The 12,702-nt window shown below is 72.7% G+C and carries 13 protein-coding genes and 1 pseudogene; 7 read left to right on the forward strand and 7 right to left on the reverse strand.

Annotated elements, in window-relative coordinates; all coding sequences use genetic code 11:
- The first annotated feature begins 73 nt into the window (after nt 1-73).
- Nucleotides 74-1,417: an aspartate aminotransferase family protein gene (locus IW245_RS08425; RefSeq protein ID WP_197002621.1), complete on the forward strand. Its 1,344-nt coding sequence runs from the start codon at nt 74-76 to the stop codon at nt 1,415-1,417.
- Nucleotides 1,418-1,437: 20 nt separating this feature from the next.
- Here IW245_RS08425 and IW245_RS08430 read toward each other — a convergent pair whose 3' ends face one another.
- Nucleotides 1,438-1,770 (reverse strand): hypothetical protein, encoded by a 333-nt coding sequence (locus IW245_RS08430; RefSeq protein WP_197002622.1) that lies wholly within the window; start codon nt 1,768-1,770, stop codon nt 1,438-1,440.
- Between the two features lie 159 nt (nt 1,771-1,929).
- Here IW245_RS08430 and IW245_RS08435 point away from each other — a divergent pair, with 159 nt between their 5' ends.
- Nucleotides 1,930-3,054 carry a sensor histidine kinase gene (locus IW245_RS08435; protein WP_197002623.1) on the forward strand — a complete coding sequence of 375 codons (1,125 nt, stop codon included), beginning with the start codon at nt 1,930-1,932 and terminating at the stop codon, nt 3,052-3,054.
- The gene (locus tag IW245_RS08440; RefSeq protein ID WP_197002624.1) at nt 3,051-3,656 is read left to right on the forward strand and encodes a response regulator transcription factor; all 606 of its coding nucleotides are present in this window, start codon (nt 3,051-3,053) and stop codon (nt 3,654-3,656) included. Before IW245_RS08435 ends, IW245_RS08440 begins: the two co-directional genes overlap by 4 nt.
- Here IW245_RS08440 and IW245_RS08445 read toward each other — a convergent pair.
- From IW245_RS08445 to IW245_RS08465, 5 genes are all read right to left on the reverse strand, one after another.
- Nucleotides 3,653-4,393: a hypothetical protein gene (locus IW245_RS08445; RefSeq protein ID WP_197002625.1), complete on the reverse strand. Its 741-nt coding sequence runs from the start codon at nt 4,391-4,393 to the stop codon at nt 3,653-3,655. The genes IW245_RS08440 and IW245_RS08445 overlap by 4 nt on opposite strands.
- An 80-nt stretch (nt 4,394-4,473) precedes the next feature.
- Entirely contained in the window at nt 4,474-5,469 is a 996-nt protein-coding gene (locus tag IW245_RS08450) for a TIGR03842 family LLM class F420-dependent oxidoreductase (protein ID WP_197002626.1), read from the reverse strand.
- 2 nt (nt 5,470-5,471) lie between these two features.
- Complete coding sequence (locus IW245_RS08455; protein WP_197002627.1) at nt 5,472-6,947, reverse strand: CoA-acylating methylmalonate-semialdehyde dehydrogenase; 1,476 nt, start codon at nt 6,945-6,947, stop codon at nt 5,472-5,474.
- An 11-nt stretch (nt 6,948-6,958) separates the two neighbouring features.
- Nucleotides 6,959-8,368: a dihydropyrimidinase gene (hydA, locus tag IW245_RS08460; protein WP_197002628.1), complete on the reverse strand. Its 1,410-nt coding sequence runs from the start codon at nt 8,366-8,368 to the stop codon at nt 6,959-6,961.
- Complete coding sequence (locus IW245_RS08465; RefSeq protein WP_197002629.1) at nt 8,365-9,207, reverse strand: nitrilase-related carbon-nitrogen hydrolase; 843 nt, start codon at nt 9,205-9,207, stop codon at nt 8,365-8,367. The genes hydA and IW245_RS08465 overlap by 4 nt, the downstream gene beginning before the upstream one ends.
- A 185-nt stretch (nt 9,208-9,392) precedes the next feature.
- Here IW245_RS08465 and IW245_RS08470 point away from each other — a divergent pair, with 185 nt between their 5' ends.
- From IW245_RS08470 to IW245_RS08485, 4 genes are all read left to right on the forward strand, one after another.
- Nucleotides 9,393-10,055, forward strand: coding sequence for a GntR family transcriptional regulator (locus IW245_RS08470; protein ID WP_197008401.1), 663 nt, complete (start codon nt 9,393-9,395; stop codon nt 10,053-10,055).
- Nucleotides 10,052-10,660: a 5-oxoprolinase subunit B family protein gene (locus IW245_RS08475; protein WP_197002630.1), complete on the forward strand. Its 609-nt coding sequence runs from the start codon at nt 10,052-10,054 to the stop codon at nt 10,658-10,660. The genes IW245_RS08470 and IW245_RS08475 overlap by 4 nt, the downstream gene beginning before the upstream one ends.
- Before the next feature lie 46 nt (nt 10,661-10,706).
- Nucleotides 10,707-11,606 carry a 5-oxoprolinase subunit C family protein gene (locus tag IW245_RS08480; protein WP_307788871.1) on the forward strand — a complete coding sequence of 300 codons (900 nt, stop codon included), beginning with the start codon at nt 10,707-10,709 and terminating at the stop codon, nt 11,604-11,606.
- A gap of 270 nt (nt 11,607-11,876) precedes the next feature.
- On the forward strand, nt 11,877-12,086 hold the full coding sequence (locus tag IW245_RS08485; RefSeq protein ID WP_197002632.1) for a hypothetical protein: 210 nt from the start codon (nt 11,877-11,879) through the stop codon (nt 12,084-12,086).
- Between the two features lie 281 nt (nt 12,087-12,367).
- On the opposite strand, the pseudogene IW245_RS40420 reads toward IW245_RS08485, so the two are convergent.
- Nucleotides 12,368-12,637, reverse strand: a pseudogene (locus IW245_RS40420) (GNAT family N-acetyltransferase); the annotation flags it as partial.
- Nucleotides 12,638-12,702 lie beyond the last annotated feature (65 nt).

The raw sequence follows: 12,702 nt of genomic DNA on the forward strand, positions 1-12,702 counted from the left end.
CCGGGTCGCCCACCCGTGACGCTCCGTCTCCTAGACTGCTGGGGACGCGCACCCGGCACCGAAGGGGTCACCGATGACCGATTCCGCCTACCGCGACGACCGCGCCCACGTCTTCCACTCCTGGTCGGCGCAACGCGCCCTCACTCCGACCGTGCTGGCCGGCGGCGAGGGCTCCTGGTTCTGGGACGGCGAGGGACGCCGCTATCTGGACTTCTCCTCGCAGCTGGTCAATCTGAACCTGGGCCACCAGCACCCCAGGGTGGTGGCCGCGATCCAGGAGCAGGCCGCGAAGCTGTGCACCGTCGCGCCGACGTTCGCCAACGACGCGCGCAGCGAGGCAGCCCGGCTGATCGCCGAGGTCGCGCCCGGGGACCTGTCGCACGTGTTCTTCACCAACGGCGGCACCGAGGCCGTCGAGCACGCGCTGCGGATGGCCCGGCTGACCACCGGCCGGCACAAGATCCTCTCGGCGTACCGGTCCTATCACGGGGCGACCGCCGGGGCGATCACGCTCACCGGGGATCCGCGCCGCTGGGGCAGCGAGCCGAGCATCCCGGGCGTGGTGAGGTTCTTCGGGCCGTACCCGTACCGGTCGGCGTTTCACGCCACCACCGTGCGGGAGGAGTGCGACCGGGCGCTGGAGCACCTCGAGCAGGTGTTCACCCTGGAGGGCCCGCACACGGTCGCCGCCGTGATCCTGGAGACCGTGGTCGGCACCAACGGCATCCTGGTGCCGCCGGACGGCTACCTGGCCGGCGTCCGCGACCTGTGCGACCGGTACGGGGCACTGCTGATCTGCGACGAGGTGATGAGCGGGTTCGGCAGGTGCGGCGAGTGGTTCGCGGCCGACCGGTGGGGCGTGGTCCCCGACCTGATCACGTTCGCCAAGGGCGTCAACTCCGGGTACGTGCCCCTCGGCGGCGTCGTCCTCGGCCCCCGCGTCTACGAGGCGTTCGCCGAGCGGCCCTACCCGGGCGGGCTCACCTACTCCGGGCATCCCCTGGCCTGTGCGGCGGCCGTGGCGACCATCGGGGCGATGCGCGACGAGGGCGTCCTGGAACGGGTCCGCGACCTGGGCTCCACGCTCATCGGGCCCCGGCTCGCGGAGATCGCCGCGCGGCACCCCAGCGTGGGCGACGTGCGCGGCCTCGGGTTCTTCTGGGCGATCGAGCTGGTCCGTGACCGCGACACCCGGGAGATGCTGGTGCCGTACAACGCCGCCGGGGCCGACGCCGCACCGATGGCGGAGCTGGTCGCGGCGTGCAAGGAGCGCGGGCTGTGGCCGTTCACGCACTTCAACCGGGTGCACGTGGTGCCGCCGTGCGTGACGTCGGAGGCGGATCTCGACACCGGGCTCGACATCCTCGACGAGGTGCTGACCCTGGCCGACCGGCACTACACCGGCAAGGAGGCGTAGCGCGGCCGGCCCGCAGCCGGTCAGCGGCAGGTCACCGACCCGGACAGCGAGTGGGTGGCGTGGTTGACGTCGACGACCGTGACCGTGGCGCCCACCCGGACGCCCTCGACGCAGTCGCCCCACACGTAGTCCCCGTCGGGATGGACCGAGGTGGCGCCGTTCACGGCCCAGGTGACCGACAGCGGGGCCCAGCGGTTGTTCTCGAACTCGCAGTCGTAGGTCTTCAGGGACGAGGTGCAGACCACCCGGGTGGGCAGGACCGCGGCGTCGGCCTGGCCGGCGAGGGCGAGCCCACCGGCGGCGAGGGCCAGGACCGTCGCGGCCCGAGCGATGTTCCACAGTGCACCGGACATGGACTGCCTCCGTTCACGCGCCGGGTCCACCACCTGGTCGGGGCCCGGTCGCGGCGCTGGACAGCCGGGCCCTGGCAGCCTAGGAGTCCACAGTGGCCGGAAACAGCCCGCCTGAACTGGCTACTGGTGCCGGCCCGCCGGGTCGCGTATAAGAGCGGGATGACCGGACGACAACGCGCTGAGGTGTTCATGGTGGTGGCCACCGGCTGCTACCGGCTGAGCCATGTCGTCGCAGGTCTGCTGCTGCTCGTCCAGGACGCGGTCGCCGGCCGGGCCACGCCCCGGGAGTACGTGATCTGCGCGGTCGGCGCGGTGTGGAGCGCGGCGCTGTTCGCGCACACCTGGCGGCGCGGCTGGTTCGCCACCGGCGCTGTGTGGACGGACGTGGCCCTGTGCGGACTGCTCGCGCCGGCCACCGCCGCGATCTGGCCGGCGGCGGTCAAGTTGCCGTGGGCGGTCCCGCTGGGCAACTCGGCCGCGGCGATCGTCGGGGTCCGCCTCCGGCCCGTACCGGCGGCACTCGTCGTGGCGGGGATCGCGGCCGTCGACTGTTTCGTGCTGTACCGCAGCGGGGTCGCCCCCGGCGGGGTGGCCGTGCACGCCAACTCCGTGATCTTCTCCGCCGTGCTGACCCGGGTCTTCTGGTGGTACCTGAGCCGCCAGGGCGAGCTCCTCGACGCCGCCACCCGCCGGGCCCTGGACGCCGAGGCGACCCGCAGCGCCGAGCGAGCCCGGTTCGCCGAGCGGGCGGCACAGTACCGCGCACTGCACGACACGGTGCTGTCCACGCTGACCGCGATCGCGCGGGGCGGGGTCGACGTCAACGCCGGCGCGGTGCGCGAACGCTGCGCCCGGGAGGCCGACTACCTGCGCCGCCTGCTGGTCCGGGGCGCGCAGGAGGACCCCGGCGGGCTCACCGAGCACCTGGAGCGAGTGATCCGGTCGGTGGAGTGCCTGGGTCTGCGGGTCGTCGCGCAGTACGGGGAGCTGCCAGGGGAGCTGCCCCCGGCCGTGGCCGCCGCGCTCGGCGAGGCCGCCGGGGAGGCGCTGAACAACGTGCTGCGGCACTCGGGTACCCCCGAGGCGTGGGTCAGCGCCAGCGGCGGCGCCGGCGGGGTCGTCGTGACGGTGACCGACCGGGGTCGGGGTTTCGCCGCCGACGCGACCCCCGGGCTGGGGCTGCGCGCCTCCGTGCACGACCGGGTCGCCGAGGTCGGCGGTGGGGTGCGGATCGACAGCGCGCCCGGGGACGGCACCTGGGTCGAACTGCGGTGGCCGGCGTGATCCGGGTGGCGGCCGTCGACGACGACCGGATGCTGCTGGAGGGGCTGCGGTCCTGGCTGGCCGACGTGCCCGGTCTGCGTCTGGTGGCGACGGTGGGCACCGTGGCGGAGTTGACGGCTCCGGCCGACGTGGTGCTGCTGGACCTGCGGCTGCGCGACGGCACCCTGCCGGCCGACAACATCCGCCGGCTGGTGGCCGACGGGAACCGGGTGCTGGTGATCAGCACGGTCCCGGACCGCGACCAGGTCATCGCCGCGATCCGGGCCGGTGCCGGCGGCTACCTGACGAAGGACAACGACCTGGCCACCCTCGTCGGGGCGCTGCACGCCGTGGCCGCCGGGGACACGGCGTACTCGCCGGAGCTCGCGCACGCCCTCGCCAACGACCCGGCCGGCCCGCCGCTGTCGGCACAGGAGCGGGCCGTGCTGGTCGCCTACGCGTCCGGCCTGACCCTGACGGCGGCGGCCCGCCGGGCCGGGGTGTCCCCGCACACGGCGAAGGCGTACCTGGACCGGGTCAAGGACAAGTACCGGCAGGCGGGCCGGCCCACCTGGACGAAGCTGGACCTGGCCAACCGGGCCCGCGAGGACGGGCTGCTCTAGTAGCTGCTGGCGTCCACCGGGCCGAAGATGGCGTGCGGATGCCCGAGTGCCGAGGTGTGCAGCTGGAGGAGGAACTTCGGCCCGGTCGGCGGGTGCACGTACACCGGGCTGATGCCGGTGCCGCCGCCGTCGATCTTCTCCAGGGTGAAGGTGTCCGGCCGGGTGTCGTGGGTGGTGATGTACGTCAGGGCGTCGCCCACTGACAGGGTGGCCATCCGGGGCTGGTTGCCGGCCTGCCACGCCTCGAGGAACGCCTTGGCGTACTCCCCGGCGTCAGTGGGCGTCCTGGTCGGGTCGAACGTGCCGCCGCGCAGGGCCTGCGGGTGGCCGAGCAGCTCGTTGCGCAACTGGAGGGTCAGTTCGTCGCCGTAGGTGTTGCGGAACACGCAGTAGGAGGAGCCGGCGGCCCCCTCGCAGCGCACGTGGCTGAAGTGCGTGTCGTAGCAGGCGCACAGGTCCATCGAGTGGAACAGCTCGCTGGTGTTGAGCTGGGCCAGGCGGGCGGTGTCGTGTCCGGTCCACGCGGCCAGCGCCGCCTCGGCGTACGCGCGCGCCTCGGTGGGGTATCCGGCGGGGGCTGCCGTGGCCGGTGGGGCCGCTGACCCGGTCGGCGCCGGGGCGGGGGCGGCGGTGACCGTCGTGGCGGCGGTCGGGGCGGGGGCCGGTGCGGGCGAAGGGGTGCACCCGGCCAGTGCGACCGACGCCAGGATCGCGAGCACGGTGAGTCGACGGCGCATGTTCCTACTCCTCGGTACAAGGGAGCCGAAGCTAGCACGCCGCCGCAATCGCCGCCGTGGATGTGTCGGAGAGCCGTCAGCTACGCCAGGGACGGGATGACCGTCTCCGCGTACGCGGCCAGGGTCTCCCCCTTCGCGTCGTGCTGCAGATACACCGCGAACTGGTCCACACCCAGGTCACGCAACTCTTTCAGCCGCCGGACGTGCTCAGAGGGCGGCCCGAGCACGCAGAACCGGTCGACGATCTCGTCGGGCACGAACGTGGTGTGGGTGTTGCCGGCCCGGCCGTGTTCGGCGTAGTCGTAGTCCTGCCGGCCCCGGATGTAGTCGGTGAGCGCCTTGGGGACGGCCCCGGTGTCGCCGTAGCGGGCCACGATGTCGGCCACGTGGTTGCCGACCATGCCGCCGAACCAGCGGGTCTGGTCGCGCTGGTGCGCCAGGTCGTCGCCGACGTAGGCGGGCGCTGCGACACAGATCTTCACGGCGTCCGGGTCGCGGCCGGCGCGCTCGGCGGCGGTGCGCACCGCGCCGATCATCCACGCGGCGATCTCGGGGTCGGCGAGTTGCAGGATGTACCCGTCGCCGACCTCGCCGGCCACCGCGAGGGCCTTGGGGCCGTAGGCGGCGACCCACACCTCCAGGCTGCCGCCGGTGTACCAGGGGAAGTGCAGGTCCTGGCCCCGGTAGCGGACGGTGCGGCCGTTGGCCAGGCCCCGGACGACCTCGACGCACTCCCGCAGCTCTTTCAGACTGGAGGGCTGCAGACCGAGGGTGCGCATCGCCGAGTCGCCCCGGCCCATGCCGCAGACGGTCCGGTTGCCGTACATCTCGTTGAGGGTCGCGAACAGCGACGCGGTGACCGTCCAGTCCCGGGTGCCGGGGCTGGTGACCATCGGGCCGACCATGACGCGTTCGGTGGTGGCGAGGATCTGGCTGTAGATGACGAACGGTTCCTGCCACAGCAGGTGCGAGTCGAAGGTCCACACGTGGCTGAACCCGGCCCGTTCGGCCCGCTGGGCCAGCGCGACGACGTCGCGGGCCGGCGGGTCGCACTGCAGGACGACGCCGATGTCCATCGTCACCTCACCTTCGGGAAGCCGAGGTCGACCGCGCTGGTCGCGGGGTCGGGCCACCGGGACGTGACGACCTTGGCCCGGGTGTAGAAGGCGATGCCCTCGGGGCCGTACATGTGCAGGTCGCCGAACAGGGAGGACTTCCAGCCGCCGAAGGAGTAGTAGGCGACGGGCACCGGGATGGGCACGTTGATCCCGACCATCCCGCACACCGCGTCGTACTGGAACTGCCGCGCCGCCCCGCCGTCGCGGGTGAACAACGCCGTCCCGTTGCCGTACGGGTTGGCGTTGACGAGCGCGAGGGCCTCCTCGTAGGTGTCGACCCGCACGACGGACAGCACGGGGCCGAAGATCTCGTCGGTGTAGAACACCGAGTCGGTGCCGACGTGGTCGACGAGGCACGGGCCGAGGAAGAACCCGGGCCCGTCGTGGGCGTCGCGGCCGTCGATGACGACCTGCCCGCCGGCGGCGTCGAGGTAGCCGGCGACCCGGTCGCGGTGCTCGCGGCTGATCAGGGGGCCCATCTCGGCGTCGGGGTCGCTGGCCGGGCCGACCCGGATCTGCCGGATCCGCTCGGCGATCGCGTCGACGAGGGTGTCGCCGACGGAACCGACGGCCACGACGACGGAGACGGCCATGCACCGCTCCCCCGCCGAGCCGAACCCGGCGGACACGGCCGCGTCGGCGGCGGCCGGCACGTCCGCGTCGGGCAGCACCACCATGTGGTTCTTCGCCCCGCCGAGCGCCTGGACGCGTTTGCCGGCCCGGGTGCCCGCCTCATAGACGTGCCGTGCGACGGGAGTGGAGCCGACGAAGCTCAGCGCGGCGATGTCGGGGTCGGCGATCAGCGCGTCGACCGCCTCCCTGTCGCCCTGCACGACGTTGAACGCGCCCGGCGGCAGCCCGGCCTGCATGAGCAGGTCGGCGAGCAGCAGCGACACCGACGGGTCCTTCTCGCTGGGCTTGAGGACGAACGTGTTGCCGCAGACCAGGGCGTTGCAGAACATCCACATCGGCACCATGGCCGGGAAGTTGAACGGGGTGACGCCGGCGACGACGCCGAGGGGCTGGCGGATGGAGTACACGTCGACGCCGGTGGCGGCCTGTTCACTGAACCCGCCCTTGAGCAGGTGCGGCGCGCCGGTGGCGAACTCGATGTTCTCCAGGCCGCGGGCGACCTCGCCGAGCGCGTCGGCGACGGTCTTGCCGTGCTCGGCCGACAGCAGGGACGCGATCTCCTTGCGTTGGGCGTCGACGAGCTCGCGGAACCGGAACATCACCTCCGCGCGCCGCGACAGCGACGCCGCCCGCCAGCCGGGCTGGGCCGCCAGGGCGCTCTCGACCGCCGCGCGGACCTCGGCGGGGGTGGCGGCGAGGACCTCCGCCTGCTGGGTCCCGGTCGCCGGGTCCCACACGGGCAGGCGCCGGGTCCCCGCGCCGGACACCGCCGCGTTGTCGATCCAGTGCTTGACCTGCTTCATCGCGGCTCCTCCTACATAAGGTACTGCGACAGGCCCCGCCGCAGGTAGCGACCGTGCCCCTTGCGCCCGTGGTACCCCGCGCCGTCGACGATCACGCTGCCCCGGGAGATGACGGTGTCGACCCGGCCGTCGATCCGGGTGCCCTCGTAGGCGGAGTGGTCCATGTTCATGTGGTGGGTCTCGACGCCGATCGTGGTGTGCCCGGCCGGGTCGTAGACGACGATGTCGGCGTCGGAACCGGGGGCCAGGACGCCCTTGCGCGGGTAGAGGCCGAACATCCGGGCCGGGGTGGTCGCCACCGTCTCGACCCAGCGCCGCAGGGACAGCTGTCCGTCGACGACGCCCTGGTAGATCAGGTCCATCCTGTGTTCGACGCCGCCGATCCCGTTGGGGATCTTGGAGAAGTCGCCGACGCCCAGTTCCTTCTGGTCCTTGAAGCAGAACGGGCAGTGGTCGGTGGACACCACGGCCAGGTCGTTGGTGCGCAGCCCGCGCCACAGGTCGCGGCCGTGCGGCTCGAACTTGCTGCGCAGCGGGGTCGAGCACACCCACTTGGCCCCTTCGAACCCGGGCGCGCCGAGCTGGTCCTCCAACGTCAGATACAGGTACTGCGGGCAGGTCTCCGCGAACACGTTGCGCCCGGCGTCGCGGGCGGCGGCGACCTGTTCGAGGGCCTCGCTGGCCGACAGGTGCACGATGTAGAGCGGGCAGTCCCTGGCGACCTCGGCGAGCCGGATGGCCCTGTGCACCGCCTCGGCCTCCAGGGCCGGGGGCCGGGTGAGGCCGTGGTAGATCGGGTCGGTCTCGCCCCGGGCCAGGGCCTGCTGGATCAGGACGTCGATGGCGATGCCGTTCTCTGCGTGCATCATGATCGTGGCGCCGTTGTCGCGGGCCCGCTGCATGGCGCGCAGGATCTGGCCGTCGTCGCTGTAGAACACGCCGGGGTAGGCCATGAACAGCTTGAAGCTGGTGATGCCCTCGGTCTCGACCAGTTGGTCCATGGCCGCCAGGGCCGCGTCGTCGACCCCGCCGAGGATCATGTGGAAGCCGTAGTCGATGTGGCATTCGCCGTCGGCCTTGGCGTGCCAGGCGGCGAGCCCGTCGGCGACCACCTCGCCGGTGCGCTGCACCGCGAAGTCGACGATCGTGGTGGTGCCCCCGAAGGCCGCGGCCCGGGTGCCGGTGTCGAACGTGTCGCTGGCGCTGGTGCCGCCGAACGGGAGCTGCATGTGGGTGTGCACGTCGACGCCGCCCGGGATGACGTACTTGCCGGTGGCGTCGATCTCGCGTCGGGCGGTGTCTTCGGGGGCGCGGCCGGGGGCGAACAGGGCCGCGATGGTCTCGCCCTCGACGAGGACGTCGGCGAACGTGGCCCCGGAGGGGCCGATGACCGTGCCGCCCTTGATCAGTAGGCCGGTCACGGCGTCACCAGCGGCCCGTAGGCGTCCGGGCGGCGGTCGCGGTAGAACTGCCAGCGGTCGCGCACCTCGGCCAGCAGGCCCATGTCCAGGTCGCGCACGATCAGCTCCGGGTCGTGGTCGTGCCCGACGTCGCCGACGAACTTGCCCTCGGGGTCCACGAAGTAGGAGGTGCCGTAGAAGTCGTTGTCGCCCAGGTCGCTCTCGACGCCGACCCGGTTGATCGCCCCGACGAAGAACTCGTTGGCCACGGCCGCCGCCGGCTGTTCGAGCTTCCACAGGTACGCCGACAGACCCCGGCTGGTCGCCGACGGGTTGAACACCAGCTGCGCGCCGGCCAGGCCCAGGGCGCGCCAGCCCTCGGGGAAGTGCCGGTCGTAGCAGATGTACACGCCGACCTTGCCGACGGCGGTGTCGAACACCGGGTACCCCAGATTGCCGGGTTTGAAGTAGAACTTCTCCCAGAAGCCCTTGACCTGGGGGATGTGGGTCTTGCGGAACTTGCCGAGGTAGCGGCCGTCGGCGTCGAGGACGGCCGCGGTGTTGTAGAGGACGCCGGGTTGTTCCTGCTCGTACACCGGGAGCACCATGACCATCCCGAGTTCGCGCGCGAGTGCCTGGAACCGCTCGACCGTCGGGCCGGGGACCGATTCGGCGTAGGAGTAGTAGGCGGCGTCCTGCACCTGGCAGAAGTACGGGCCGTAGAACAGTTCCTGGAAGCAGATGACCTTCGCGCCCCGCGCGGCGGCCTGCCGGGCGTACTCCTCGTGCGCCTTGATCATGGATTCCTTGTCGCCGGTCCACGTCGTCTGCACGAGTGCCGCGCGAATGATGTCCGCCATGCTCAGTCCCTCCGTCGTGCCGCGTGGGCGGTGTGGAGAACTCACCATCTGTATCAGGTTCGCGGCGCCCAGTCACGCATACCGGGCGCCGATTCCTGGAACGCGAAAACCCCGCCTTTCGGGTACCCGTGGCGGGGTCGCCCGAAGCTAGAATATTGTTGAACAATTCTGGGCTGGGGGTGACCATGGATCTGCCCGGCGACCTCCGGCTCCTCGACCGGTCGAGTACGGCCGACCGGGTGGCCCAGGTGCTGCGCGCCCGGATCGCGGCCGGCGAGCTGCCACCGGGCACCCGGCTGTCGGAGAGGGCGCTCACCGACGGGCTGGGCGTCTCCCGCAACACCCTGCGCGAGGCGTTCCGGCTGCTCGCCCACGAACACCTGCTGCGGTACGAGCTCCATCACGGCGTGCACGTCCGTCAGCTCTCGTCCGCCGACGTGACCGACATCTACCGGGTGCGGCGCGCGCTGGAGTGCGCCGGCGTCCGGGCCGCGGCCGGCTCGACCGGCGGGCAGGGCGAGGTTCTCGAGGCCGTCGGTGCCGGGGAGCTGGCCGCGGCGGCCGGGGACTGGGCCGCCGTGGGGACCGCCGACATCTCCTTCCACCGCGCCGTGGCCGGGCTGGCAGGCAGCGCGCGGATCGACCGGCACATGGACGTGGTGCTCGCCGAGCTGCGGTTGGCGTTCCTGGAGATGGCGGACCCGCGCGCGTTCCACGAGCCGTACCTGCGCCGCAACCGGGTCATCGCCGACCTGCTCACCGCCGGGGACCTCGCCGGGGCCGAGACCGAGCTGCTCGGCTACCTCGACGCCGCCGAACACCAGATCCTCAGCCGGATGTCCGGATGAGGATCCGATCCGTGGGCGCGCACGCACTGCTCCTGGAGGTGGACTCCACCGCGGCGGTGGCGGCCCTGCACACCGAGCTCGTCCGACGCCGCGCGGCCGGCCTGCTGGCGGGGGTGACCGAGATCGTGCCCGCGGCCCGTACCGTGCTGCTGGACGGGGTCAGCGCACCGGAGCCCCTGGCCCGCGACCTCGCCGGGCTCGTGGTGCCGCCGGTCGGCCCGGCCGAGGGGCCGCTGATCGAGGTGCCGGTCGTCTACGACGGGGCCGACATCGACGAGGTCACCGCGCTGTGGGGAGCACCGGTGGCGGCGGTGCACCCTTCGTTCGAGTACCGGGTCGCGTTCTGCGGGTTCTCCCCCGGATTCGGGTACCTGACCGGGCTGCCCGAGGGTCTGCACGTGCCCCGGCGGGCATCGCCCCGGACCGTCGTGCCGGCGGGAGCCGTGGCGGTCGGCGGCGAGTTCACCGGGGTGTACCCGCGCCCCTCGCCCGGAGGTTGGCAGCTGATCGGGCACACCTCGGCCGTGGCGTGGGACCCGGACCGGGAGCCGGCGGCACTGTTCACGCCCGGTACCCGCGTCCGATTCGTGGCGGTGTCCCCATGACCGGGACACGGATCCGGTGCCGTGCCGGTGCCCGGGTCGGGTTCCCGTGATCGCCGTGGTCCGGGCCGGGGCTCTGACCACCGTGCAGGACCTGGGCCGGCCGGGACTCGCACACCTCGGGGTGCCGCGCTCCGGGGCGCTGGACCTGCCGGCGCATCTCCTCGCCAACCGCCTCGTCGGGAACCCCGCGACGGCCGCGACCCTGGAAACCACCCTGACCGGTGTCGCGGTCCGGTGCGCGCGGGCCACACTCGTCGCCGTCACCGGAGCGCCGGCCGCCGTCCGGTGCGACGGCCGGCCCGTCGCGTGGGGCGCCGCGGTCCGGGTGCCCGCCGGGGCGGTACTCGACGTCGGCCCCGCCCGGCACGGCGTCCGCAGTTACGTCGCCTTCAGCGGCGGCGTCGACGTCGCCCCCGTGCTGGGGAGCCGCGCCACGGACCTGCTGTCCGGCCTCGGGCCGGCCAAGCTCGCCACCGGAGACACCCTCCCCCTCGGGCCGGCCGCAATCACAGCCGGGGCCGCACCGCCCCTCGGGCGGGCCGATTCCACGCCGGTCACCGTGGTCCCGACACTCGGCGCGTCCGACAGTCTCGTGTTGCGGGTCCGGCTGGGTCCCCGGGACGACTGGTTCCACGACGCGGCCGGGGCGCTGCGGCGGGGGGAGTACGTGGCCTCCACGGCCAGTAACCGGATCGCGCTGCGGACGCGGGGGGCGGCGCTGATGCGTACCGCTGAGGCCGCGGGGCGGGAGTTGCCCAGCGAGGGGATGGTGCTCGGCGCGGTACAGGTGCCGGCGGACGGGGCGCCGATCGTGTTCCTGGCGGACCATCCGACCACCGGCGGGTACCCGGTGATCGGGGTGGTCGTCGAGGAGGACCTGGCCGCAGCGGCCCAGGCCCGCCCCGGAACCCCGCTGCGCTTCGACCCGCTGACCACGTCCACCTGATCCGCGGGTCAGCCGGGGCGGCGCGGGCAAGGCCCGCCGTCGTCCGCACGACACCCGCCAGTGGCGTACTACACAGGAGGTGCCACCGATCACATGATCACCTGTCGCACCCCGCCCAGTGGCGGGAAACACACCTCCGGACGCAACCTGAGCCACCCCCTCCGCCGGACGGCTGACCTGCCCAGACCCCAAGTCTTGATCTTGTCGCCGAACGGTCCTACGCCCCGTCATTCGTAGTCTCCCGTAACAATCGGCTGCCACTGTCGAGGTATGAACGACGCCCCCGACCACTGGTGGAACCTGCTGTCCGGCCCCGATCAGGCACTGGTGCTGAAATACCGGCACCGGCCCCTCATCGAGCCCGTGATCGACAGGCTCGCCGCCGCGGGGCAGCTCGAGACAGGCGACCACCCGTACTGGATGCCCGAGGACCTGGCCGCCTTCCTCGACGAACAGGCCGCCCGCCAGATGGCGGCGTAACCCGCCGGGCCGGTCGTCACCGACCGACGGGCGGGCCGCCGGCTACAGCTCCAGGCGCCAGTCGTTGCAGCGCAGCGGGTTGCCCGGCGGATACTCGAAGTCGCACTCCCCCAGCAGCTCGAACCCGAGCCGGCGGCAGATCGCGTTCGACGGCGGATTGCCGACCGACGGGAACGCGTGCAGGTGCCGGTGGCGGCCGTCGGTCCGCGCCGCCTCGATGAGCGCCGGGTCGCCGCCGCGGCGATGCCCCGGCCCTGGAAGCCGGGCAGGACACTCCAGCCCGTCTCGTACACGTCCTGTCCGCGCCAGGTGCGGTCCCAGAAGCCGATGCTGCCCACAGCCACCTCCTCCGGGACGGCTACGATCCGGAACATCCGCGCGGTGCCGGTGGCGGCGACGTACCGCTCGTGCCGGGCCACGACCTGCTCGTCGGTCTCCGGGCCACCCAGGTGTTCGGTCATCTCGGGGGCGTTGATCCGACGTAACAGGTCGAGGTCACGCGCCGACCACGGCTCGATCCGGACCGGTGCGCTGTCGGTGACGTTATCCATGCCCCCACCCTGCACCAGGGGACCGACAGTTTCACTCGCCCACCCCGCGCGGAGCCACACGGAGC

The organism is Longispora fulva, assembly GCF_015751905.1.
GTDB classification, from domain to species: Bacteria; Actinomycetota; Actinomycetes; order Mycobacteriales; family Micromonosporaceae; genus Longispora; species Longispora fulva.

Coding starts and splice junctions, on each gene's coding strand:
- IW245_RS08475 (WP_197002630.1), top strand. CDS start 10,052: ATGAGGATCCGATCCGTGGGCGCGCACGCACTGCTCCTGGAGGTGGAC.
- IW245_RS08465 (WP_197002629.1), bottom strand. CDS start 9,207: ATGGCGGACATCATTCGCGCGGCACTCGTGCAGACGACGTGGACCGGC.
- IW245_RS08425 (WP_197002621.1), top strand. CDS start 74: ATGACCGATTCCGCCTACCGCGACGACCGCGCCCACGTCTTCCACTCC.
- IW245_RS08455 (WP_197002627.1), bottom strand. CDS start 6,947: ATGAAGCAGGTCAAGCACTGGATCGACAACGCGGCGGTGTCCGGCGCG.
- IW245_RS08435 (WP_197002623.1), top strand. CDS start 1,930: ATGACCGGACGACAACGCGCTGAGGTGTTCATGGTGGTGGCCACCGGC.
- IW245_RS08445 (WP_197002625.1), bottom strand. CDS start 4,393: ATGCGCCGTCGACTCACCGTGCTCGCGATCCTGGCGTCGGTCGCACTG.
- IW245_RS08430 (WP_197002622.1), bottom strand. CDS start 1,770: ATGTCCGGTGCACTGTGGAACATCGCTCGGGCCGCGACGGTCCTGGCC.
- IW245_RS08485 (WP_197002632.1), top strand. CDS start 11,877: ATGAACGACGCCCCCGACCACTGGTGGAACCTGCTGTCCGGCCCCGAT.
- IW245_RS08470 (WP_197008401.1), top strand. CDS start 9,393: ATGGATCTGCCCGGCGACCTCCGGCTCCTCGACCGGTCGAGTACGGCC.
- IW245_RS08450 (WP_197002626.1), bottom strand. CDS start 5,469: ATGGACATCGGCGTCGTCCTGCAGTGCGACCCGCCGGCCCGCGACGTC.